This window comes from Photobacterium sp. S4TG1, assembly GCF_036040035.1.
In the GTDB taxonomy this organism is placed as follows: Bacteria; Pseudomonadota; Gammaproteobacteria; order Enterobacterales; family Vibrionaceae; genus Photobacterium.
Genome location: NZ_JAYXUH010000001.1, coordinates 521,146 through 545,634, shown reverse-complemented (window position 1 = coordinate 545,634; position 24,489 = coordinate 521,146). Strand labels below are relative to the sequence as shown.

Annotated in this window: 27 protein-coding genes; 21 read left to right on the top strand and 6 right to left on the bottom strand. The window is 40.9% G+C overall.

The window, feature by feature from the left end; translation table 11 throughout:
* The first annotated feature begins 18 nt into the window (after positions 1-18).
* From flhF to VXS03_RS02565, 11 genes are all read left to right on the top strand, one after another.
* Entirely contained in the window at positions 19-1,647 is a 1,629-nt protein-coding gene (gene flhF / locus VXS03_RS02615; RefSeq protein ID WP_327761830.1) for a flagellar biosynthesis protein FlhF, read from the top strand.
* Positions 1,640-2,530: a MinD/ParA family protein gene (locus VXS03_RS02610; protein WP_327761829.1), complete on the top strand. Its 891-nt coding sequence runs from the start codon at positions 1,640-1,642 to the stop codon at positions 2,528-2,530. The genes flhF and VXS03_RS02610 overlap by 8 nt, the downstream gene beginning before the upstream one ends.
* On the top strand, positions 2,523-3,245 hold the full coding sequence (locus tag VXS03_RS02605; RefSeq protein WP_327761828.1) for an RNA polymerase sigma factor FliA: 723 nt from the start codon (positions 2,523-2,525) through the stop codon (positions 3,243-3,245). The genes VXS03_RS02610 and VXS03_RS02605 overlap by 8 nt, the downstream gene beginning before the upstream one ends.
* Positions 3,246-3,326: 81 nt before the next feature.
* Complete coding sequence (gene cheY, locus VXS03_RS02600; RefSeq protein WP_080156955.1) at positions 3,327-3,698, top strand: chemotaxis response regulator CheY; 372 nt, start codon at positions 3,327-3,329, stop codon at positions 3,696-3,698.
* Positions 3,699-3,729: 31 nt separating this feature from the next.
* Complete coding sequence (locus VXS03_RS02595; protein ID WP_327761827.1) at positions 3,730-4,449, top strand: protein phosphatase CheZ; 720 nt, start codon at positions 3,730-3,732, stop codon at positions 4,447-4,449.
* A 9-nt stretch (positions 4,450-4,458) separates the two neighbouring features.
* Positions 4,459-6,660 (top strand): chemotaxis protein CheA, encoded by a 2,202-nt coding sequence (locus VXS03_RS02590; RefSeq protein WP_327761825.1) that lies wholly within the window; start codon positions 4,459-4,461, stop codon positions 6,658-6,660.
* Positions 6,661-6,734: 74 nt separating this feature from the next.
* Positions 6,735-7,919: a protein-glutamate methylesterase/protein-glutamine glutaminase gene (locus tag VXS03_RS02585; RefSeq protein WP_327761823.1), complete on the top strand. Its 1,185-nt coding sequence runs from the start codon at positions 6,735-6,737 to the stop codon at positions 7,917-7,919.
* Between the two features lie 10 nt (positions 7,920-7,929).
* Entirely contained in the window at positions 7,930-8,706 is a 777-nt protein-coding gene (locus VXS03_RS02580) for a ParA family protein (protein ID WP_327761821.1), read from the top strand.
* Complete coding sequence (locus VXS03_RS02575) at positions 8,699-9,418, top strand: chemotaxis protein CheW (RefSeq protein WP_327761820.1); 720 nt, start codon at positions 8,699-8,701, stop codon at positions 9,416-9,418. The genes VXS03_RS02580 and VXS03_RS02575 overlap by 8 nt, the downstream gene beginning before the upstream one ends.
* Positions 9,419-9,438: 20 nt before the next feature.
* Positions 9,439-9,933, top strand: a complete 495-nt coding sequence (locus VXS03_RS02570) for a chemotaxis protein CheW (protein WP_327761818.1) — start codon at positions 9,439-9,441, stop codon at positions 9,931-9,933.
* Positions 9,933-10,367 carry a DUF2802 domain-containing protein gene (locus VXS03_RS02565; RefSeq protein WP_327761817.1) on the top strand — a complete coding sequence of 145 codons (435 nt, stop codon included), beginning with the start codon at positions 9,933-9,935 and terminating at the stop codon, positions 10,365-10,367. Before VXS03_RS02570 ends, VXS03_RS02565 begins: the two co-directional genes overlap by 1 nt.
* Positions 10,368-10,387: 20 nt before the next feature.
* On the opposite strand, the gene VXS03_RS02560 is transcribed toward VXS03_RS02565, so the two are convergent.
* On the bottom strand, positions 10,388-10,699 hold the full coding sequence (locus tag VXS03_RS02560; protein ID WP_327761816.1) for an EscU/YscU/HrcU family type III secretion system export apparatus switch protein: 312 nt from the start codon (positions 10,697-10,699) through the stop codon (positions 10,388-10,390).
* A gap of 16 nt (positions 10,700-10,715) precedes the next feature.
* Positions 10,716-11,570 carry a hypothetical protein gene (locus VXS03_RS02555; protein ID WP_327761815.1) on the bottom strand — a complete coding sequence of 285 codons (855 nt, stop codon included), beginning with the start codon at positions 11,568-11,570 and terminating at the stop codon, positions 10,716-10,718.
* A 114-nt stretch (positions 11,571-11,684) separates the two neighbouring features.
* Between VXS03_RS02555 and ccmA the strand changes: the two genes are divergently transcribed.
* The 10 genes from ccmA to VXS03_RS02505 all read left to right on the top strand — a co-directional run bounded on the left by ccmA (position 11,685) and on the right by VXS03_RS02505 (position 19,801).
* Positions 11,685-12,332, top strand: a complete 648-nt coding sequence (gene ccmA / locus VXS03_RS02550; protein WP_327761814.1) for a cytochrome c biogenesis heme-transporting ATPase CcmA — start codon at positions 11,685-11,687, stop codon at positions 12,330-12,332.
* 8 nt (positions 12,333-12,340) lie between these two features.
* Positions 12,341-13,009 (top strand): heme exporter protein CcmB, encoded by a 669-nt coding sequence (gene ccmB, locus VXS03_RS02545; protein ID WP_080156937.1) that lies wholly within the window; start codon positions 12,341-12,343, stop codon positions 13,007-13,009.
* Between the two features lie 118 nt (positions 13,010-13,127).
* Positions 13,128-13,859, top strand: coding sequence for a heme ABC transporter permease (locus VXS03_RS02540; RefSeq protein ID WP_045039253.1), 732 nt, complete (start codon positions 13,128-13,130; stop codon positions 13,857-13,859).
* Between the two features lie 7 nt (positions 13,860-13,866).
* Positions 13,867-14,073, top strand: coding sequence for a heme exporter protein CcmD (ccmD, locus tag VXS03_RS02535; protein ID WP_327761811.1), 207 nt, complete (start codon positions 13,867-13,869; stop codon positions 14,071-14,073).
* Entirely contained in the window at positions 14,070-14,552 is a 483-nt protein-coding gene (gene ccmE, locus VXS03_RS02530; protein WP_327761810.1) for a cytochrome c maturation protein CcmE, read from the top strand. The genes ccmD and ccmE overlap by 4 nt, the downstream gene beginning before the upstream one ends.
* Before the next feature lie 3 nt (positions 14,553-14,555).
* Entirely contained in the window at positions 14,556-16,547 is a 1,992-nt protein-coding gene (locus VXS03_RS02525; protein ID WP_327761809.1) for a heme lyase CcmF/NrfE family subunit, read from the top strand.
* Positions 16,540-17,121: a DsbE family thiol:disulfide interchange protein gene (locus VXS03_RS02520; RefSeq protein ID WP_327761808.1), complete on the top strand. Its 582-nt coding sequence runs from the start codon at positions 16,540-16,542 to the stop codon at positions 17,119-17,121. Before VXS03_RS02525 ends, VXS03_RS02520 begins: the two co-directional genes overlap by 8 nt.
* Positions 17,121-17,636, top strand: coding sequence for a cytochrome c-type biogenesis protein (locus VXS03_RS02515; protein ID WP_327761806.1), 516 nt, complete (start codon positions 17,121-17,123; stop codon positions 17,634-17,636). The genes VXS03_RS02520 and VXS03_RS02515 overlap by 1 nt, the downstream gene beginning before the upstream one ends.
* On the top strand, positions 17,633-18,925 hold the full coding sequence (gene ccmI / locus VXS03_RS02510; protein WP_327761804.1) for a c-type cytochrome biogenesis protein CcmI: 1,293 nt from the start codon (positions 17,633-17,635) through the stop codon (positions 18,923-18,925). The genes VXS03_RS02515 and ccmI overlap by 4 nt, the downstream gene beginning before the upstream one ends.
* A 72-nt stretch (positions 18,926-18,997) precedes the next feature.
* On the top strand, positions 18,998-19,801 hold the full coding sequence (locus tag VXS03_RS02505) for an MlaA family lipoprotein (RefSeq protein WP_327761803.1): 804 nt from the start codon (positions 18,998-19,000) through the stop codon (positions 19,799-19,801).
* Between the two features lie 74 nt (positions 19,802-19,875).
* Here the strand turns inward: VXS03_RS02505 and VXS03_RS02500 are convergent, their stop codons facing one another.
* The 4 genes from VXS03_RS02500 to VXS03_RS02485 form a co-directional block, all read right to left on the bottom strand.
* Complete coding sequence (locus VXS03_RS02500; protein ID WP_327761802.1) at positions 19,876-21,135, bottom strand: outer membrane protein transport protein; 1,260 nt, start codon at positions 21,133-21,135, stop codon at positions 19,876-19,878.
* Between the two features lie 359 nt (positions 21,136-21,494).
* Positions 21,495-22,700, bottom strand: coding sequence for an outer membrane protein transport protein (locus VXS03_RS02495; protein ID WP_327761800.1), 1,206 nt, complete (start codon positions 22,698-22,700; stop codon positions 21,495-21,497).
* Between the two features lie 262 nt (positions 22,701-22,962).
* Positions 22,963-23,700, bottom strand: a complete 738-nt coding sequence (locus VXS03_RS02490; protein WP_327761799.1) for a DUF3379 family protein — start codon at positions 23,698-23,700, stop codon at positions 22,963-22,965.
* Positions 23,693-24,256: a sigma-70 family RNA polymerase sigma factor gene (locus tag VXS03_RS02485; protein ID WP_080156917.1), complete on the bottom strand. Its 564-nt coding sequence runs from the start codon at positions 24,254-24,256 to the stop codon at positions 23,693-23,695. Before VXS03_RS02485 ends, VXS03_RS02490 begins: the two co-directional genes overlap by 8 nt.
* Positions 24,257-24,489 lie beyond the last annotated feature (233 nt).

The following is a 24,489-nucleotide window of genomic DNA, read 5'->3' as shown; positions in this document are numbered from 1 at the left end:
GCTGATAGGGAACTAAGTTTGAAAATTAAACGATTTTTTGCCAAGGATATGAGAACCGCACTTAGCGAAGTCAAAGAAGAACTTGGCCCTGATGCGGTGATTATGTCAAATAAAAAAGTCTCGGGTGGGGTTGAGATAGTGGCTGCAGTTGATGCAGAAACAAGCCAACCAGTTGCAAAAACAAACCATGCCGTACGTGATGAATTAGAACAAGGTTTAGGCCAAGCAAGGCGAAAACTGGCGGATGATAAAGTTAATGTAACGCCTTCTGTTTCAAAGCAGTTTGCCAGCGTACTGCAAAATTATGCCGCAGCAACAGAGGGGAGCGATAATATGGCCTCAGTGGATTCATTAACTGCCTTGTTACAACGCCAATCTAAACATCAAACCCAGCATCAGCAACAATCAGCGCTAAATAGCACTAATGAGTTAAGTCGCGATCAAGCTCGACAGCATTATTACCACAGCGAGAGTCATGAACAACAGCGTCAACACGCTAGCACCGACAGACAACGGTCGTTATCTCAGTCGAAACAGGCTCGTCGTTATGATGATTCGGCACAAGATCTCAATGTGGGGAATTATGTTCGTCCATCATCAAAACATTATGAACACGAGACAAATGTTGGGCGTAATGACTATGTTAGTACCGCGCGTAAACCTCGTTTAGATCCGAGTCGTTATGAAGCAAAAAACATCAAAAAAGATGATGAATTAGATGCGATGCGAGCCGATATCGTGTCTATTCGACGTTTATTAGAACATCAATTATCAGGGTTAATGTGGCAAGAAGTTGAACGCCAAGAACCGATGCGGGCGATGATGATCAAACGGCTTGAAAAGATGGGATTATCCGATCAATTAGCTGATCAATTAGCGTGCTATATACCGGAAGATTTGCCTACCAATGAAGCCTGGCCCGCTTTACTTGATTTATTAGCCGATCAATTAGTGACCACGGACGACTGTATTTTAGAAAATGGTGGCGTGGTGGCATTACTTGGCCCGACAGGGGTTGGAAAAACAACCACGGTTGCCAAATTAGCGGCACGAGCTGCGATGGAGTTTGGTCCTCAACAAATAGCGTTAGTGACCACCGATAATTACCGTATTGGCGCCCATGAACAATTGGCCACTTATGGCCGAATTATGGGATGTCCTGTAAGAGTTGCTAAAGATGCGCAGGAACTGGCCGATATACTTCATCAGTTGCGTCATCGTCGATTAGTGCTGCTTGATACCGCCGGTATGGGTCAACGCGATATTCGTTTGTCAGAACAATTAGATACCTTAATGCAAAATAGCGGCGCTAAAATCCGCAGCTATTTAGTGATGCCTGCGACATCCCAACGACGAGTACTACAAGAAACACTTGAACATTTTCGTCGTATTCCATTATCGGGCTGTGTATTAACCAAGTTGGATGAATCGTTGAGTTTGGGTGAAATCATCGGTGTCGCTATTCAAAATGCGTTACCGATTGCCTATTTAGCGGATGGTCAACGGGTTCCTGAAGACTTGAAAGTAGCGACCGGGAATTATCTCGTTTCGCGCGCAAATGAGTTGTTAGAACTAGAACTGTCACAGCAATCTCATCTCTGGTCTAGTGATAGCTCAGATACTACTTCGGCCGATTTTTATGACTGAGAACATCATGTACGATCAAGCGAGTGGTTTACGTCGAATGACCCAATTAACGTCGACGAAAGTCATTACGATTACAGGTGGAAAAGGGGGCGTGGGTAAAACCAATGTCACCCTTAATATGGCAATTTCAATGGCGCGCCAAGGTAAGCGTGTCATGGTACTTGATGCCGATCTTGGATTGGCGAATGTCGATGTAATGCTTGGTTTACGTGCGGGACGCAATTTGTCGCATGTATTGGCTGGTGTATGTGAACTTGAAGACATTATTATTGAAGGCCCTTACGGCGTAAAAATTATTCCTTCGGCGTCTGGTACTCAGAATATGGCCGAATTAACACCGACCCAACATGCGGGATTGATTCGTGCATTCAGCAACTTACAGTATGATCTTGATTTTTTCTTGGTTGATACTGCGGCGGGTATTTCAGACATGGTGTTGAGCTTTGCGCGTGCAGCTCAAGACATTATTATTGTGGTCTGTGATGAGCCAACGTCGATCACAGATGCATACGCATTAATGAAAATTTTGAGCCGTGAGTATGATATTCAACGCTTTAAGATTGTGGCTAACATGGTACGTAGTTATCGTGAAGGGCGGGATTTATTCATTAAGCTAACTCGAGTAACTGAACGTTTTCTTGATGCCAATCTTGAACTCGCGGCATGTATTCCGCTTGATGATAATGTTCGCCAAGCCGTTAAGCGCCAAAAGATAGTGGTTGAAGCTTTTCCGCATAGTCCGGCGGCATTAGCATTAAATTCATTAGCATCAAAAGCAATGACCTGGCCACTTCCACATCATCCTGGTGGGCATTTGGAATTTTTTGTTGAACGATTGTTGGTGCATAAACCACGAGCCATGGAGGCATCTATTCGTGAATAAAACCTTAGCTTATAGCAGTTATCAACAAAGTCCACAGGCGTTTATTGAGCGTTATTCGACGCTGGTTAAGCGAATAGCTCATCACTTAATGGCGCGTTTGCCACCCAGTGTTTTGGTCGAAGATTTAATTCAATCAGGCATGATTGGTTTATTGGAAGCGCAGCAAAATTACGATCCTACTAAAGGTGCGAGTTTTGAAACCTTTGCTGGAATTCGTATTCGTGGTGCGATGTTAGATGATATTCGACGTGGTGATTGGGTACCGCGATCTGTGTATAAGCATAGTCGGCGTATTAGTGATGCAATTGCCAAGCTAGAACATAGCCTTGGACGTGATCCAACTGACATTGAAATTTCACAGTTTTTGGACATGCCGCTAGAGCAATACCATCAAGCGTTAAATGACGTTAATTGTGGACGTATTGTTGGCATTGCTGATCTTGCTGGTGGTGAGGACACAATGGTGAATGAAGATGATATTGATCAAAATCTGCCGTTGCAAAATGTCGTTGATGATAGTTTCCGCCATAGTTTGGCTGCCGCGATCAAAACCCTACCAGAGCGTGAAGCTTTGGTGTTATCGCTCTATTACGATGAAGAAATGAATTTAAAAGAAATAGGCGCCGTTATTGGTGTAAGTGAATCGCGTATTTGTCAGATTCATAGCCAAGCGATGCAGCGCTTACGGGCTAAATTACAAGCTTGGGCCGCCTAATTTCAATAAAACATAAACCACAATTATTTTATAACTAAGAACAACACAGGTTTCGCTGTGGAGGCTATTTTGAATACAAACATGAAAATTCTTATTGTTGATGATTTTTCAACAATGCGTCGAATTGTAAAAAATTTACTGCGTGATTTAGGGTTTAATAACACGGTAGAAGCGGATGATGGTTTAACGGCATTACCGTTATTAAAACGTGGTGATTTTGATTTCGTGGTGACGGATTGGAATATGCCAGGAATGCAAGGTATTGATTTACTACGTCAGATTCGTGCGGATGAGCAATTAAAGCATTTACCTGTGTTAATGATTACTGCTGAAGCGAAGCGTGAACAAATCATTGAAGCCGCACAAGCTGGTGTGAATGGTTATATTGTAAAACCGTTTAATGCAGTGACGTTAAAAGAAAAACTAGCGAAGATTTTTGAACGATTACAATAATGATTGTGTTTTGGCATAGGGAAATATAACCATGATTTCATTGGAGCAAGCACAGCAGTTAGTGGTGTTGCTTGAACAAAACCAGCAGCAACAAGCCAATACACTCATGCAAACTTTAGTTGAACGTCATCATGCGCCTATGTATGAGGAAGTCGGAAAAATGACTCGGCAATTGCATGATTCATTGGTGAGTTTTCGGCTTGATCCGCGTTGGAATGATTTAGCAAAAACTGACATTCCTGATGCGCGTGATAGTTTATCTTATGTAATTGATAAAACAGAAGCGGCAGCTAACCGTACTATGGATGCGGTCGAAATAACCCTGCCGATAGCTGAACAATTACAACAAACACTGCATAGTCTTCATCCACAATGGCAGCGATTAATGGTGGGGCAAATTGCATTAACGGATTTTAAACAGCTTTGTCATGATATTAATGCGTTACTGCTCCAAGTTGATCAAGATAGTTCGTTATTACGTGAGCATTTAACTGATATTTTAATGGCTCAAGATTTTCAAGATCTTACCGGGCAAGTCATACGACGAGTGATCTCTTTAGTGCATGAAGTTGAAGATCGAATGCTAGATATTCTGCAAGCATTTGGAATAGAGCAAGCGCCATCTTCTAACGTAGAACCGCTGCCACTTGGTGTTACCGCAGAAGGACCTATTATTAATCCTCAGCAACGTAAAGATACGGTTTCATCGCAAGATGATGTTGATGATTTACTTTCAAGTCTTGGATTTTAGAGGGAATTTATGAGTTTTAATTTAGATGAAGATATTCTACAAGACTTTCTGATTGAAGCCGGAGAGATCCTTGAATTATTGTCTGAGCAATTGGTTGAACTTGAACGTAGTCCAGATAACAGTGAATTATTAAACGCTATCTTCCGTGGTTTCCATACGGTAAAAGGCGGTGCTGGTTTTTTATCTTTGACTGAATTAGTTGATGCTTGTCATGGTGCTGAAAACGTCTTTGATTTGCTACGTACAGGAAAGCGCAAAGTAACATCAGAATTGATGGATGTTATTTTAGAAGCGTTAGATTGTATTAATGTGATGTTTGCTCAGGTACAAGAGCATCAACCGTTAAGTAAGGCTGATCAAACTTTGTTGGATCAGTTGCATCATTATAGTTTACCGCCGGCAGCAGCTGAAGCAACAGTTGATATTGTTGAAAAGACAATGGCTGAAACCGCGCTGGTTAGTCATCAACCTCTTGCGGCTGCTACACCAACAAGTGCAATTGCGGCTAATTCTGTTGACGATATCACTCAAGATGAATTTGAACGCTTATTAGATGAATTGCATGGTGTAGGTAATTCACCATCGTCGTCATCAACCGCTGTTATCGCTAATACTGTTACAAGTGTTGAAAGTAATGATATTACCGATGATGAGTTTGAACGTTTATTAGATGAATTACATGGTAGTGGCAATGCTCCCGGTGCTGGCAGTTCGTTTGCTGCGGTTGATATTTCGACGACCACATCAGTTACGCCCCCCATGCCGTCTAGTGAAAATGAAAACCTTGCCGTTGTTAGCGATGATTTAATGACTGATGATGAGTTTGAAAGCTTATTAGATGAATTACATGGTATTGGTTGTGCTCCTCAAGTCGATCATGCCGCTGCCGCGAATAAAGCAGTCGACAGTACACCGATTATTGAAGTTTTAGTAACTGAGCATACTGTAACTGAACATCCCGTGTCAGCTGCATCAGCCATTGCGAGTGAAGCTGTAAATCGTTCACCATTACCAGTAACGAAAGAAAAACCTAAGCCTCCAGCAGATACGACGGTACGTGTTGATACTTCTACTCTTGATATCATTATGAATATGGTGGGTGAGTTGGTATTAGTGCGTAATCGACTGGTTAGCTTAGGTTTAAATACCACCGATGAAGAAATGTCAAAAGCGGTATCAACCCTAGATGTTGTGACTGCGGATCTTCAAGGGGCGGTAATGAAAACCCGCATGCAGCCAATTAAGAAAGTCTTTGGTCGTTTTCCGCGTGTGGTGCGTGACTTAGCCCGTAGTCTTAATAAAGAAATAGTACTTGAGATGGTGGGTGAAGATACTGACCTTGATAAAAACTTGGTAGAAGCACTTGCTGACCCATTAGTACACTTAGTCCGTAACTCAGTGGATCATGGTATTGAAATGCCTGCAGAACGAGAGTTAGCGGGTAAATCACCCATTGGTAAAGTGCTATTATCGGCATCGCAAGAAGGGGATCATATTCGATTAACTATTGCAGATGATGGTAGTGGTATGGATGCCAATAGATTGCGTCAAATCGCGATTGATCGTGGCATGATGGATCACGATGCAGCTTCACGCTTGAGTGATAATGATGCTTATAATCTGATTTTTGCACCGGGTTTTTCAACCAAAAAAGAAATCTCAGATATTTCAGGGCGCGGTGTTGGTATGGATGTGGTTAAAACCAGTATCAACCAACTTAATGGCTCAATCGTGATTGATTCTACCTTAGGAAAAGGGACACGTATTGACATTAAGGTACCGTTAACATTGGCGATTCTACCAACATTGATGGTTGGTGTCGCTCAGCAACCTTTTGCCTTGCCGTTAGCAAATGTGAATGAAATTTTTCACTTAGACTTGACCAAAACCCATACCGTTGACGGTCAATTAACCATTATTGTGCGTGATAAAGCGATTCCATTATTTTACTTACAAGATTGGTTGTCAAAAAAATCAACAACAAACAATCAGCATAATAGTTTTGGTCATGTTGTGATTGTACAAACGGGTCACCAACGGGTTGGGTTTGTGGTTGATAGTTTGATTGGCCAAGAAGAAGTCGTGATTAAACCATTAGATAAATTATTAAAAGGCACTCCCGGAATGGCTGGGGCAACTATTACTAGTGATGGTCATATTGCGCTTATTTTAGATGTGCCTAATTTATTAAATCATTATGTAAGACGTTAATTATTAACAATGATACCCCGTAAACCGCCAGTGTTTAGGCTTGCGGTATTGTTTATGTAAAGGAATGAAAACAAATGGCAATAAAGGTGTTAGTTGTTGATGATTCAAGTTTTTTTCGTCGGCGTGTCAGTGAAATTATTAATGTAGACCCTCGATTAACTGTTGTAGGTAATGCCACTAACGGCAAAGAAGCGTGCGAGTTAGTTAAAGCGTTGCAGCCTGACGTTATTACGATGGACATTGAAATGCCAGTGATGGATGGTATTACGGCTGTCCGTGAAATAATGAAAATAGTCCCAACCCCTATTTTGATGTTTTCTTCTTTAACCCAAGCTGGTGCTAAAGCAACATTAGATGCCTTAGATGCTGGCGCATTAGATTTCTTACCGAAAAAATTTGAAGATATTGCCCGTAACCGTGATGATGCTGTCGATTTATTACAAAAACGTGTAGCAGAATTAGCGGGGAAACGGTTTTATTTACGCCGCAATAGTAGTGTAGCCACGACAACCAAGCCTGTATCTATTCCTTCTGTGCGTCATACCGCAGCCACAGCAACTAAGGTGATGGCAACACCAAACACTACTGCTACTTCAAGTGTTGGACGTGCATTGACTGGTTCAGCAATAGCGAGTTCGCTAATGACGTCATCAATGCCATTTCATTTTCGCGCATCAGGGAAAAAATATCAGTTAGTCGCTATTGGTACTTCTACCGGTGGTCCAGTTGCTTTACAAAAAATATTGACTCAATTACCGGCTAATTTTCCGCATCCAATTGTGTTAGTTCAACATATGCCGGTGACATTTACCGCCGCTTTTGCCGCTAGATTGAATAACTTGTGCCGTATAGAAGTAAAAGAAGCCCAAGATGGCGATATACTACGTGCTGGTGTTGCTTATTTAGCGCCGGGCGGACAGCAGATGATGGTTGATGGTCGTAATGTCGGAGCACGGTTACGAATTATTGATGGTGGTGACCGAATGAATTATAAACCGTGTGTTGATGTGACGTTTGGATCAGCAGCAAAAGTGTTTAATGATCGAGTGCTATCGATAGTATTAACGGGCATGGGTGCTGACGGACGCGAAGGTGCACGAATGTTAAAATCTAATGGTTCGACCGTTTGGGCACAAGATGAAGATAGCTGTGTAGTATATGGTATGCCACAAGCGGTTGCTAAAGCTGGCATTTCTAGTCATGATCTTCCCCTCGACCGTATTGCTGAATGTATTTTAATTGAATTGGGTTTGTCGTGAGGAGTTGACGGTGGTTGTTTGGAGTATTGCAAACCAAAAGGGTGGAGTAGGGAAAACGACCACTACCATAGCATTAGCTGGATTATTAAGTGAACAGAATCAACGCGTATTGGTTGTTGATACCGATCCACATGGTTCATTGACGACATATTTAAATTTCGATGCGGATTACGTGCCCGCTAGTTTGTTTGATTTATTTCAACTGCCTGAAATCACGCGTGATGGTGTCAGAGGGTTGATTTTAAGTACCACATTTAAAAATATAGATATTATTCCTGCCCATATGTCATTAGCGACTTTAGATCGTTCAATGGGCAATCGTAGTGGCATGGGGTTAGTCTTAAAAAAAGCCTTACACAGTGTAGCGGCTGATTATGATTATGTATTAATAGACTGTCCGCCAATTTTAGGGGTGATGATGGTCAATGCATTGGCTGCTAGTGATCGAATTTTGATACCAGTACAAACAGAATTTCTAGCCATGAAAGGCTTAGAGAGAATGTTGCGTACCTTGCAGATCATGCAGCGTTCTAAGCCATCAGGATTTGATGTCACCATCGTGCCGACGATGTATGACAAACGTACTCGTGCATCATTGCAAACGTTACAAGACTTAAAAACACGTTACCCCGATCAAGTGTGGATGTCTGCTATTCCTATTGATACTAAGTTTCGTGATGCCAGTATAAAACACATGCCACCATCATTGTATGCTCATAACTGTCGTGGAGTGTTTGCTTATAAAACCCTCCTGAGTCATTTAACAAGGTTGGCCTACGATGAATAAGAAACCGTTAACCAGTGAACAGGCATTAGACGATTATTTTGGTGATTTGTTGTTAGACGCCGAGCCACAACCTGTGTCTGCTACTCAACCGACAGCCTTTTGTGAACCGGTATCAACAAAGCAACTACAACAGTTATTAGATCAAATACCAACGCAGGTTGATGTTGAACCTCAAGCTGTGATTGTGATGAATGCAGAACCAGAACCAGAACCAGAACCAGAACCAGAACCAACGGTTGTTACATGGCAACATCTTGGCCAGCAGCAGTCATTCCAAGCGCTGTTCTTTGAAGTTAATGGCATGATGTTTGCGGTGGCATTAACTGAGTTAGGTGCCATTTACCAACTTGGAGAACTGAACCATATTGTCGGTCGTCCTGCTTGGTATTTAGGTTTAGCACCGTTACCACAATACCATGTTGATGTGGTTGATACCGCGCGTTGGGTAATGGCTGATAAGTTAACGAATGATGATTATCGCGATAATTATCATTATATGGTGATGTTAGGTAACAGCCAGTGGGGATTAGCCTGCGATAAATTACATGGTACGCAAACCTTGATGCCAACTGATCTCCGTTGGCGAGAACAAGCGGGTAAGCGGCCGTGGTTAGCGGGAATGGTAAAACAAAAAATGTGTGCTCTGATCCATGTTGATGCATTAATTCAAATGTTGAATAAAGGCTTAGATGTTAATAGTGGCGCGAGTTGAGGCATTAAAGAGGAAAGACTATGTCCCAAGTAAATATAACGGAAATACAGAAAGATGGCGTTAACGATCACGTCTTGCAATGGGTGACTTTTCAATTAGAAAACGAAACTTATGGCATTAATGTTATGCAAGTGCGAGAAGTGTTACGTTACTCAGATATCGCGCCAGTCCCTGGTGCGCCAGATTACGTGATCGGTATTATTAATTTACGTGGCAATGTTGTTACCGTTATTGATACTCGTGCTCGCTTTGGTTTACAACTCGGTGATATTTCTGATAGCACTCGAATTGTGATCATTGAAGCTGAAACACAAGTGATTGGTATTCTTGTCGATAGTGTAGCAGAAGTGGTTTATCTGCGTAATTCTGAAATTGATAGTACTCCTTGTGTCGGTACCGAAGAAAGTGCCAAATTTATTCAAGGAGTGAGCAACCATGATGATCAATTATTGATTTTGGTTGATTTAAACAAACTGTTGTCAGAAGACGAGTGGGATGAGGTCGCATATTTGTAATGGATATAATACTTCAGCAATGGTTACCTGTTGCGATTTCAGTGGTGATTGCGATAACGGCTGCGGTATTAATTAACCGTGAACGTCAAGCGCGAAAAGCATTAGAAGTGAAATTTTCAGCTATTGAAAAAGTATTAAAAAATGGCCGCTTACAACATGAAGGCTTAACCAAACAATTTAATGAATTACGTACTGGCAGTATTGGTATGAGCAATAAATTGGTTGATATGATTGAGCAGTTGGAAAGGGTTGAAGAACGCCAAAACGAGATCGCCATGAATGACTCTGGTGGACGACTATACAGTCGTGCAAGCAAAATGGTTGAACTGGGGGCGGATGTTAACGAACTAATGAAAGAATGCGACTTACCAAAAGCGGAAGCAGAATTGATGCTGAGCTTACAAAAAAGTATGCCGCAACATTATCGACGTTAATGCTCGTTCTACATATTGAACTATGCAGTAATATCAATATTTTCAAACCCTTCCCATCCCGGAGGGGTTTTGCCGTTTAGGTACCATGAAAATGCAATTAATTCAGCAATAATCAAATACAACTCTGGCGGTATATGATCATTAAGATCAAAGCTATTAAGGTACTGTGCGAGTACTGGATCTTGATGAATTAACCCACCTTGCTGTTTTACTTGCGCAATAATATGTTGTGCTAATTTATCGTAACCTTTAGCGGCAATATAAGGAGCTTGTTCTCCGTCATAACGCAGTGCAATAGCTTGTTGAGCATTGGGTGTTGTTTTGTTTGTCATATCATACCTTTTGTTATTACACTTTTATAGAGAGACCTGATGCGACAGCTGGCAAGTTGTGTTGTTGGGTAATCGCTAATTTATACTGTGGAGGGGTGCTATTTATACCTAGTTGTTGTAATCGTGAAATTAAATACGGTGTTACTCGTTCAATATGATGTAATAACGTTTGATTGGTGCATTCAAAGCATGTACTTAGCTGTTGTTGATGCCAGCAAGCAATAACATTCATAATATCTATTGCACCAATAGGTAAACTCAATTTGACGGTCCATTGACTATTGTTATTCTTAACAACATTTGTTTTCTTATGTGAACGATTGTTTATTTGTAGTAATACCGTTTGACCGTTGTCTTGCACCCACTGCAGATGGATATTGTTATTATCCGGTGAGCGTTGGCTTTCTGGCCCCCGTTGTTCACCAGCAAGACGCAACAATGCGCTGAACTCTTGTTGTTGTTCAGGACTCAGTTGGCTTAACCATTGATTTAGCAGGCTTGATGGCTGCGACAGTTGTAGTAATAAAGTTGCTAAAGTTTGATGACCGGTATTGTGCCGTAACCAGGTGATTAATGTTGCTTGGTTGTTTGGCAATAATAATTGGTTAAATAACTGTTGTAGTAATTGAGGCGTTGATTGGGTTGACTTAACTGTACCTAAGTTTAACGGAACTAATAAATTTGTAACTAATCGTTGCAAGCTATTCATAGATAATAATAATTGCGGCACTTGAGATATAAATTTTGAGTGGTTGTTAGCAATTATTGATGACGATTCTAAATGTGAAGGCTTAGATACTTCGTTAACTGTTTCAATTGTCGAAAGTTTTTCTAAAGACGTAGGCATGTTGGGTAATGTTTTTATTTGCATTTATTTCACATTTACTTACGTTAGTTAACGATTAAGAAGCTGAGCAGTTTAGTCAATTTGTTAGCCGTTGTGGTACTATGCGGCTATTTTGTGGCACCTAGGATACATCATTTTATGTTGTCAGTAGCAAGTTTGAGCTGTGTTCGTGATGAACGTGTATTATTTGATGAATTAAACTTCACTATTTCAAGTGGTGAATTAGTTCAAATTGAAGGTCAAAACGGTGCCGGTAAGACAACCTTATTAAGGATTATCGCAGGTTTAGGCTATCCAGATAGTGGTGAGGTGTTGTGGTGTAATGAAAATATTGCGACCGCACGCGAAGATTATCACCAAGCACTATTATTTTTAGGTCACCAAACAGGCGTAAAGCGTGAGCTTACGGCCTTTGAGAACTTGGCTTTTTTTCAGGCAATGCATACCTGTGAACAAGGCTCCGATCTCAAAGGAACACCTAAAGTCAATGGTGATGATGCACTATGGCAGGCGCTGGCACATGTTGGTTTAGCTGGCCGTGAAGATATTAGTGCAGGACAACTTTCTGCGGGCCAACAACGTCGGGTTGCATTGGCTCGATTATGGCTAAGTAATCATAAATTATGGGTACTTGATGAGCCATTAACAGCGATAGATAAGCAAGGTGTAAAAGTGCTTGAAGCGCTATTTTTATCCCATGCAGAGCGCGGAGGAATGGTGTTGTTAACCACTCACCAAGACATGTTTGTTGACAGTGACCGTTTAAGAAAAATTAAGCTAGGATAATAACAATAATGCTTAACACCCTTATGCAAATTATTCGTCGAGAGTTGTTAATCGCTTATCGTCGACAAGCGGATATTTTTAACCCGCTGTGGTTTTTTATTATTGTTATTACGTTGTTTCCGTTAGGTATTGGTCCTGAGCCTAATTTATTAGCGCGTATAGCACCAGGTATTATTTGGGTGGCTGCGTTGTTAGCGGCATTGCTATCGATGGAACGTTTGTTCCGTGATGATTTTTTAGATGGTTCATTAGAGCAAATGTTGCTCATGCCAACGCCACTATCGGTAGCAGCGTTTGCTAAAATGGTTGCGCATTGGTTGCTGACAGGATTACCGTTGATTCTTATCAGTCCGTTATTAGCGATTCTATTATCACTTAATTTACATACTTGGATCGCGGTATTATTAACGTTGCTGATTGGTACGCCTACATTGAGCTTTTTGGGCGCCATTGGTATGGCGTTAACGGTTGGATTACGAAAAGGTGGTGTTTTATTGAGCCTGCTCATACTGCCTTTATATATACCTGTGCTTATATTCGCTACCTCGGCGATTGAGGCAGCAAGTCTCGGCATGGCTTATGATGGACAGTTAGCTATTATGGGCGCGATGTTAGTCGGTTCATTGACCTTAGCTCCTTTTGCTGTTGCCGCAGCATTAAGGATCAGTGTCCATTAACCAATGAATTTTTTCTTTAATGTGGCGGCCTCAAAGAGGGGAAGCGCAGTGAAGAAAGCGAGAGCGATGATGTTGCTCTCAGTGACGTATTTATTATTGATTATAAGTTGAGAGCATTATGTGGAAGTGGCTACATCCCTACGCTAAAGCAGAAAACACCTATCGTCTATGCGGTAAGTTGTTGCCTTGGTTTTCTATTATCGCTTTGATTTCTATTCTTGTGGGATCTGTGTGGGGACTATTATTTGTTCCTGCCGATTATCAACAAGGTGATAGCTTTAGAATTATTTATATTCATGTACCCGCTGCAATTTGGTCGATGAGTATTTATGTAACAATGGCTATTTCTTCTTTCATTGGTCTTGTGTGGCAAATTCGAATGTCAGATATGGCTGCTGCTGCAATGGCTCCTATTGGCGCAGTGTTTACCTTTATTGCTCTTATTACCGGAGCTATTTGGGGCAAACCGATGTGGGGTGCTTGGTGGGTTTGGGATGCTCGCTTAACCTCTGAACTGATTTTATTGTTTTTATATCTTGGTGTTATTGCATTGTATAACGCATTTGACGATCACAAAACAGCCGCAAAAGCCGCGGGTATTTTGTCGATTGTAGGCGTGATTAATATTCCAATTATTCACTATTCAGTTGAATGGTGGAACACCTTACACCAAGGTGCAACGATTTCTAAATTTGGCAAACCTTCAATGTCAAACGATATGTTATGGCCATTGTTGGTGATGTTACTTGGTTTTGGTTGTTTCTTTGCGGCTGTTACGCTGGTGCGGTTACGTAATGAAATTCTACTACGTGAGAGTCATCGCCCTTGGGTACAGAAACTGGTGAAGTGAGATAGCTATGTATTTTGATTCTATAAATGATTTTTTTGCGATGGGTGGATATGCGGGCTACGTTTGGAGTGCCTACGCGATTTCTTTTCTATCTATGTTATGGATTTTATTTTCGAGCTTAACAACTAAACGACGCTTGTTACGCGAAATAAACAATAAAATGGCGCGTGAGCAACGCATTAAAGAAGCCCAAAAATTGGAGAACACTCTATGACCCCAAGACGTCAAAAACGTTTAGTGATTGTACTGGCGTTAGTGCTTGGACTCGGTGCTACAGTTGGACTGGTGTTATACGCGCTTAACCAAAACATGAACCTATTCTATACGCCTTCAGAATTAATTAACGGTAAGACCGATGGTGGCGCAAAGCCTGAGGTTGGGCAGCGATTACGTATTGGCGGCATGGTCGTAAAAGGGTCGGTTAAACGTGATCCTAAATCATTACGAATTACGTTCAAAGTGGCTGATATCGGCCCATCAGTTACTGTTATTTATGATGGTATTTTACCGGATCTGTTCCGTGAAGGACAAGGTATTGTGGCGCAGGGCGTGTTAATTAACCCTACGACAGTTAAAGCAAGTGAAGTACTTGCAAAGCACGATGAAAAATATATGCCACCAGAAGTGGCAGATGCAATGAAGATAAACCATAAACGACTTCAGTACACTGAAGAACAACTACAAGGTAAGTGATCAATGATCCCTGAATTAGGCCAATTCGCACTTATAGCCGCACTGGCGCTATCGGTGCTGGCCAGCATTTACCCATTGTATGGTGCCACGGTTGGTAACCAAGCAATGATGCGTATGGCACGTCCACTGTCCTACGGAGTATTCGGCATGCTTGCATTGTCGTTTGGTATTTTAAGCTGGTCGTTCTATAGCAATGATTTTACGGTAGCGTATGTTGCCAGTAACTCAACCAGTTTACTGCCATGGTATTACCGTTTAACCGCAGTATGGGGCGGCCATGAAGGTTCATTGATGCTATGGGTACTAATCCAAGCGGGTTGGGCAGCAGCTGTTGCTCGATTTAGCCGTGGTATGCCTCTAGAGGCTGTAGCGCGTGTACTTTCCGTTATGGGTATGGTAGCTGTGGGTTTCTTACTGTTTATCATTGTCACATCAAATCCATTTTTGCGTACATTGCCAGATTTTCCAGTACAAGGTCGTGACTTAAACCCATTGCTTCAAGATCCCGGTTTAATTGTTCATCCGCCAATGTTGTACATGGGTTATGTTGGTTTCTCTGTTGCATTCTCATTTGCTATTGCCTCATTAATGACAGGTCGTTTAGATACGGCTTGGGCTCGCTGGTCACGTCCGTGGACAATTGCAGCATGGTCATTCCTAACTTTAGGTATCGCACTAGGCTCATGGTGGGCTTACTACGAACTTGGCTGGGGCGGCTGGTGGTTCTGGGATCCAGTTGAAAATGCATCATTAATGCCATGGCTTGCGGGTACGGCACTAATGCACTCATTATCAGTAACTGAAAAGCGTGGCACATTTAAAGCGTGGACAGTATTACTGGCTATTTCTGCTTTCTCACTGAGCCTATTAGGCACATTCTTAGTTCGTTCAGGTGTGTTGGTTTCTGTACACGCATTTGCGTCAGATCCATCACGCGGTATGTTTATTCTTGGCTTCTTAGTCGTGGTTATTGGTGGTTCACTACTACTTTATGCACTGCGTGGCGGCCAAATTCGTTCTCGTGGTAACTATGCATTGTTCTCTCGTGAGAACTTCTTGTTAGCTAATAACTTACTATTAGTTGCCGCATTATTAGTGGTACTGATTGGTACACTATTACCATTAGTTCATAAGCAATTAGGCTTAGGTTCTGTATCTATTGGTGAACCGTTCTTTAATACTCTATTTACGTGGTTAATGGTGCCGTTCTCATTCTTAATGGGTATCGGTCCTCTGGTTCGTTGGAAGCGTGACAACTTTGCTTCAATTGCTAAACCAATGTTATGGAGTGCGCTATTTACCGTTCCATTCTCATTCTTAGTTATTTACTTAACGGCTAGCGTTGTTGAGCCATTAGCTGTTGTTGGTGTGATGATGGCGGTGTGGATTATTGTTCTTCACCTTGTTGAAATTTACCGCCGTGCAACTCACCGTCATTCTTTCCTTGAAGGTTTGAGTAAACTAGGACGTAGCCACTGGGCAATGATGTTAGGTCATCTAGGTTTAGCGGTTGCTATTATAGGTATGACGTTAGTATCTAATTACGGTATTGAACGTGATTTACGTTTGTCACCAGGACAATCAGTCAACGTTAAAGGCTATGATTTCCATTTTGCTGGCTTACGTGATGCAGATGGCTCTAACTATGATGGTTATGTGGCTGACTTTGAAATTAGTCGTCGTGGTATTGATATTACAACATTACACGCTGAAAAACGTTACTACACCGTTGCTGGTTCAATGATGACTGAAGCGGCGATTGATAGCGGTTTTACCCGTGATTTATACGTTGCAATGGGTGAGCGTTTAGGTAATGACGGCGCATGGGCTGTACGTATTTACTACAAACCATTTGTTAATTGGATGTGGATGGGTGCGTTCTTAATGGCACTAGGTGGTGCTTTTGCAATCAGCGATAAGCGTTACCGTTTCCGTAAGCCTGCTAATATTGCTGCAAATGATCAAAAATCGGAGGCGAAGCTAACTAATGAATAAGAAGCTATTATTTATTCCTTTAGTATTGTTTTTGGCGTTAGTTGTGATGTTTATGGTCCAACTAAGCCGTAACGCTGCAGGTGATGATCCAACAAAACTTGAATCAGTATTAGTGGGTAAACCTGTTCCTGCATTTAAGCTTGAAGATTTATTTGAGCCGGGTAAAGAATATCAGCAAACAATTTTTAAAGGTCAACCGCTGCTATTGAACGTGTGGGCGACGTGGTGTCCTACTTGTTATGCTGAGCACCAATATTTGAATGTATTGGCAAAACAAGATGTAAAGATCATTGGTTTAAACTACAAAGATCAGCGACCTAAAGCGATTAACTGGCTTAAAGAGCTAGGTAATCCTTATATGATTTCTTTGTTTGATGGTAATGGCATGTTAGGCATGGATCTTGGTGTCTATGGTGCGCCTGAAACCTTCTTAATTGATGCGAATGGTATTATTCGTTACCGCCATGTGGGGGATGTTAATCCAGAAAACTGGAAAAAGACCCTTGAGCCTCTTTATAAGAAGTTACAAGCAGAGGCAAAAAGTAACAACACGCAAACGGAGGCAAAAGCATAATGAAACGCTTTTTTGCTTTGATGTTTGCTCTGGGATTGACGTTCTCAATGGTTGCGCCAGCATTGGCGGCGATTGATGTGTACGATTTTAAAAATCCAGCACAAGAGAAGCAGTTTCAAGAGCTAACAGAGACTTTACGTTGTCCTAAATGCCAAAATAACAGTATTGCCGATTCTAATGCGACTTTAGCTGAAGATATGCGCATGAAGACGTTTGAGCTGTTAAAAGAAGGCAAAACCAATCAACAAATCATTGATTATATGATTGCACGCTACGGTAATTTCGTGACATACGATCCCGCAGTGACTGCATCAACAATGATCCTATGGGCCGGTCCTATTGGTTTTATTGTGATTGGTTTTAGCATCTTGGTTTATCGCTCACGTAAAAAAACTGAGTTAAGTAAAGATGAGCCACTTGATGATGTTGAGTCGGAACGTTTGCAGGGGTTGTTGGCTGAAATGGCGCAGCAAGATACTGAAGCTACCAATAATCAGACAAAGGTAAATAAATGACGCTGTTTTGGATTTTAACCGCTGTTTTGGTTTTAATTGCTATCGCCATCTTTGTAATTCCGATGTATTTCGGTAAAGAATATGACGATGTAGCAAGCCGAGATGAGCTTAATAAAGCTTTCTTTAAAGATCGTATTCATGAGCTTGAAGAAGAATCACAAGAAGGTTTAGTCGATAGTCAGCAAGATATGGTGTCTGACTTACAACAAACATTGCTTGATGACTTGCCTGTTACTGAAAAGCAGCAAGCAACGCATGTTAGTCCAGCAATGGTTGTACCTGGCCTTATTTTAATTGTGGGTATTTGTTATGGTGTTTATGGTGCTGTAGGTAGCAGTGCTAAAGTGGAAGCATGGCACCAAGCCGTGAATCGCTTACCCGAGCTTACTCAACGTTTAATGGGTGATAACGCCGCTAATGAACCACTGTCTGATCAAGATATGTCGGATCTTACTTTAGCGTTACGGACTAAATTGCACAAAGACGGTGATGATCCAATGGGATGGTTATTGTTAGGTCGTATTGCGATTGCTAATCGTGATGGTGCAACGGCTGAAATGGCAATGAAACGTGCGTATGATCTTAACCCAGTTGATACCGCTATTCGTTTAGGTTACGCACAAACATTAATGTTAAGTGGTAAGCCTGGTCAAAGTGAGCTTGCGCGCCAACTTTTACGTCAAGTGATCAAGACTGATCATACAAACGTTCAAGCACTATCACTATTAGCATTTGATGCATTTGAGCAAAAACATTACCAACAAGCTGTTGATTATTGGACGATGATGAAAACCCTAATTGGGCCTAATGATTCACGTACACCAATGTTAACCCGTAGTATTGAACGTGCAAAAATGCGTATTAATGGTGCTGATGGCTCAACAGTTGCACCAGATCCAACTGCAATTGATGAAGCAAAAACAGCGCCAACAGAAACGCAAAATATCGATACAGATAAGCAAGTTACTGCTACTATAGCGCTAGGCAAAAACGTCGTGTTACCTAAGCAAGGTACGATTATTATTTCGGTTCATGATGCTGACGGCTCGCCAATGCCGATTGCTGCTGTGAAATTACCGTTGTCGACTACATTCCCATTAACGATAACGTTAACGGATAAAGACAGCATGATTCCACAACGACAGCTATCATCATTATCAGAGATGATCATTAAAGCACGTGTTGATAGCGATGGTAACGTAATGACTAAACAAGGGGATTGGTACGGTCAAAGTAGCCAGACCCCCTTGGGTGGAGAAACTGCGTTTGTCATTAATAAGCAATATTAAGTAATTAATTGCTAAAATGAATGAAGCAGGCTGAATATTGATGTTCAGCCTGTTTTTTATTAGGTGTATGTTTTGAATAAAAAGCTATTACTGATAATTCTTTTAAGTCTCGGCATGGTGGGCTGTGCTCAATCACCCGATAAAGCGACCGAGCAAACAGTATCAACTAATGTTGTTGATCATATCGATGGTGATAATACAGCGACAGATGCAGTATATGATCCATTTGAAGGCTTTAACCGCGCGATGTGGGATTTAAACTTTAATTATTTAGATCCATATGTTGCTCGTCCTGTTTCATTAGCCTACGTGAATTACACACCGTCATTTGCACGTACTGGTATTGCTAATTTTTTATCAAATCTTGATGAACCAGCAGGCATGGTAAACAGTTTACTAACGTTGCATGGTAAAGAAGCGCTAACTCATTTTAACCGCTTTTGGATTAATACTGTTTTTGGTTTAGCCGGTTTCATTGATATTGCATCAGCTGCGGATATTAACAAAGTTCAAGATCGTGAGTTTGGCGATACCCTTGGTTATTACGGTGTTGGCAATGGGCCTTACTTGATGTTACCTGTTTATGGCCCAATTACGTTTAGAGGCTTTACTGATTCTGTTGATGACCTATATCTGCCATTGAGCTTATTAAACTTCTGGGAAGGCTTAGGTAAGTGGATCTTTGAAGGTATGGAAGATCGCGCTGCGTTAGTTAATCAAGAAGCGATATTAAATAACTCACCGGATCCGTATATTTTTACGCGTGATGCGTATATTCAATATAAGAACTTTACTGCCAATGATGGTAAAGTCAGCGATCAACCAGCAGCTGAAACATTTGATGATAGCTATTTAGATGAAATCGATAACGATTAATTTTACTGCTTAATCAATATAAAAAAAGACCGCCATAATGGGCGGTCTTTTTGTTACTGTTAATACATATTGGCTTAGAAACGGTAACTTGCCTGTACGCCAGCTAACCAAATATGGCCAGATGTTTGTCCTTCAAATTTACCTAATATTGACATGTCTTTTTCTTGTTCAAGCATTTTCGCTTCTTTGGCAAAAATGTAAGTAAAGCCAGCATCTAAAGTTAGGTTTTCAGACCACGCATAACCAGCACCAATACTTAACCATGTACGGTCAGTTTCAGGGATAGTTTGAGTACGGTTTGCTTCATCAACTGCTGATGTATCATAAGCAACACCAGAACGTAGAACTAGCTTATTCGTTGCTTGGTAAGTGGTACCGATTGCGAAACGATAGTTATCTTTCCAGTATTCATTTTTAATATGGTGATTACCACCAAGTTGTGGAATATCGGCTTCTAGTTTTTCAAAAGAGCTCCAATCGGTCCAGTTAACACTTGCATGAACAGCCCATTGGTCGTTTAACTGGTGGAAGCTAGCGATCTCTGCTGAAGCTGGAAGCTCAAGTGGTAATGTGCCAGCATAACGGCCGTTTTTCAAACCATCAAAAGCAGCGCCATTTGCATGGCCTTCAAGGTTTAATTTTACAGCAGATTGGTAGCTAAGGCCGATACGGTTATCTGCGTTAATTTGCCATGCTGTACCTGCTTGCCAGCCCCATGCATTATCTTCACCTTCCATGTATTTAAGGTGCTGACCTTTTTTGATCATGCCCGGTAGCGTGATAGGGCTTGCAGCACCAAAGTGACCACTTGCCATCACATAACGCACACCTGCACCAACACTTAATTGATCATTTATTTTGTAACCAAGGTTAGGGTTGATTTCTACTGTGTGAACTTCTGCTTGGTTACCAAACATAGCAGCTTTGAAATCGGTACCAAGGTCGGTGCGCATGCCAAAGTGAGTACCAAACGCAATACCAATTGTTGCTTTATCCGTTAATGGGCGAGAAAAATAAAAATTAGGAATGATAGCGTCATTAGCAAAATCAGATGTGCTTGTTTGGCCAAATAGAGTATGACGACCGTCAATATCAATATTGGGATCTACATAAATAGCACCTGCAGAAATTTGGATGCCTTTTAAATACGTTAGCATTGCAGGGTTACGGAACTGGGCGCTGGCATTATCAGCCATTGCTGCTTCACCAGCAAATGCACGTCCTAGACCTGTTGCAGAATATTCTGCCAATTGAAAACCAGCAGCAGCAGCTTGATTGCTGATACCCATAGCAGCAGTCATAGCTAGAGCTAAAGTAATTTTATTTTTATTCATGTTAGATAAATTAATTGTTCATGGAAATAATGACGCAGATGATACTCGCAGCAATAAATCGCGTTAAAAGCTATATTATAAAACCGCATGATTAAAACTATTATGCTGCAATCTGTGGTTTTTGTGGTTTTTTATCGGGTAGGCTTTGTGCGGAAAGACCAGATTATTAATATTTGAGCGTACACATGTACGAGAACTCATACTAATCCAGTGTTTTATATTGGTGGTTATTTGGGCGTTATTTTGTATTATTAGGTCTGTTACTGTGAGGAAAAGACAGATTTAATGTTATTTAGCATATAAAAAAAGAAGCTATGGTGGCTTCTTTTTTATTAATGCATTATTACTGTACGCTCAAATTAGAACGAACGGCTGTATTGTAGGCCGTATAACCATGCATCAGCACGAGTTGTTGCTTTTAATAAGCCATTCGCTTCTTTAACATCAACATCTTCACCAATCAGGTAAGTTAGACCAAAGTCGATAGTTGACTTGCTATCAACATGGTAACTAAAGCCGCTTGATAACCAGTTACGATCTGAATCAGGCACTGAAATTGAAGTAATATCACCTTGAGCACTGGTGTCGTGCATGTAACCTGCACGTAGTGTCCAATCATTGTTAAGGTAGTAAGTACCACCGATTGAATAGTGCCAAGCATCCTGCCAATTGTATTGGTTGATAAGCGTTCCACCAGATGTTTCTAGCTTGTCAAACTCACTCCAACGGATCCATTGAATACTGTAATGAACCGCAAATTTATCGTTTAGTTTATTAAAGCCTGAAAATTCTGCGATATCGGGTAATGGTAATATTAACTTGTCATTATTTAGATTTTGGCCTTTATAGCTAATATCACCTTCCGCTTTTAGCGTTGGGCTATAACGGTATGACAAACCAAAACGGTTATTTTGATTGAGTTCATAAATAGCGCCAAGGTTGTAGCCTAGAGCAAGACCATCAGCATCGATATTTGCAGCTTGTGCATTACCACGTTGCAGTTTACCGCTACCATGAATAATGTCTAAACCACCACCAATACTAAAATGTTGGTTAATACGGTAAGCAGCACTTAAACCTAAATTAACGCTTTTAACGTCAGTTAAGCCACCAAATAAATCTGGAGAGATAGGACCTAATGCTTGGTCTTTACCGTAGCCGTCTTTAAATTCAGTTTTAGTACCAAAGTTAGAATATAGTGAAGCACCTACTGAAAATTTATCATTAATAGGTTGAATGTAGTAGATGTTCGGTGCATAGCTAGTACCACCAATTGCAGCGTCATCAACATTTTGGCCTAAAAACGTTGTATTTTTAACATTTACATCAGTGTCGATTGCAATAACACCTAATGATAATGCTGGCGCGTCAAAAAGAGCCATTGAAGCGGCGTTTTTGGCCATGGTTGATGCGTTGTCAGCAATAACACCGTCACCTGAGAATGCTCGACCTAAACCCGTTGCTGATTGGGCATTCAATTGGAAGCCTGCAGCCATTGTTTGTGACGATGCTAAGGCAATGGCTACAGTAATAACTGAGCGTGTAAATATCTGCTTCTTGTTCATGCTTTTATGATTCCTGATCATGATTTTTATATTTATTAGTCCAGTCTATGTATGACTGATTGGCGATGATTGTAGGGGGGGGGAGAGCAGTATCAAAGCTGACCAGTCGTTTAGGCTGGTAAACATATTTTATCATGTTCATTTGAGTTATTTTTGGATCATTTGATTATATGTCATTAAAAATAAGCAGATTAAGCTACGGTCTAAAATCGATATTTAATTGCTAATATCGATTTTAGACTGCTGTAGAACAAGTTACAGGTTAGATTTGCCAGTAAAGTTCAGATTTAAGTTTTTCTGCAATTGGCATTAGTTTTTGATCTTTGTCCCCAACAACAATTAAGCTGGCATCTTGTAGGGGTAATAGTAAACTTTTATTGGTATGGTCACTGTCTGTCGCCATCTGCGTACTTGTTTGTGGCACGATAAACACCGTCATTTTCCCTTTATCGGTACCTACAACCATGTGCAAGGCACGGTTACCTTCAAAACCACAATAATTGAGATAATAAATATGGCCGGGTAGCTGATTCATACTGGTACCAAAAGGTTTAAGTTTGGCATTAACCTGCTGTAACGTTACTGCTTCATCAGTATGCTCAACAAATTGCGCTTCAGCATTAACGTGTTGTAAAGCGATACTCGACATTGATATTGGAGTAAAGACTTGCTGCGTAGGATGCTGTGGCGAAAAACCATATTGTTGCCCTACCATAACTCCGACAAAAAACATTACAGACGCGGCTAACCCATAAGATAGATAGCGTTTATAGTGGGACTGTTTTGGGGGATGTATCTGACTTGATTGATGGAATAAGATCCTATCAGCCAGATTATCGGGTATATCAACTTGCAATGCTTGTTTTAGTTGTTGATCTAATTGTTGTAATTCATTGGAAAAATGGCGATTAGTGGTGGACTGATTTTTAGTTTTAATCAGTTCTGGGTCATTATCATTAGGATCTGCCAGTAAACGGCGACGAAATTCTAGATCATCCATGATGATTCCCCTTTTGAGTCGTTTTCTTTTCAAGTTGTTCTTTTAGTTGGTTACGAGCACGAAAAAGTCGCGTCATAACAGTATTGCGATTCAGGTTTAAGATTCCCGCGATTTCATCGCCATTAAATCCAGCCATCACTTGTAAAATTAATGGTTCTCGATATTCGGGGGCTAGCTTCATGATTAGTCGATGTAATAAATATTGGTCAGCATCCATTTCGACACTGGGTTTAGTGTCTGCAATATGGTGATCATCAATATCGACTAAGTCGAATTGCTTACGTTCAAATCTACGCGCATTTTCACGGCGTAAAATAGTGATCAACCACGCTTTAGCAGCATTATCATCTTGTAAATTATCTAATGATTTCCATGCGCGTAGACATGTTTCTTGCACTAAATCTTCAGCAATATGGGGATCATGAGATAACCAATAAGCATAGCGATATAAATCTTGATGCCATGCTCTAACAAGGGCTTCGTAACGTTTTTGTTTATCCATATTTAAACAGACCGTAGCAGAAGCTTTTTTGTTACTAAAAAATTTTTTTATCATTGATGAGCCTGTTTAGCGTTATTGCACCAATTAATGATGCCATCTGATAACTTTTTTGAATGATGCACTATCTTTTTGTGTATAAGATCGTATAAATAGCAATAAAATTGATCTGGTTCAAATTCTGTTCTGAGTGGTAGGTTATAGTTGTCGGGTCATCTGATGGTTGAGGTTATGGTTAAGTTGAATAACTTAATAATAGTTAATACCGTCTGTTGAGCAAGATGACAACT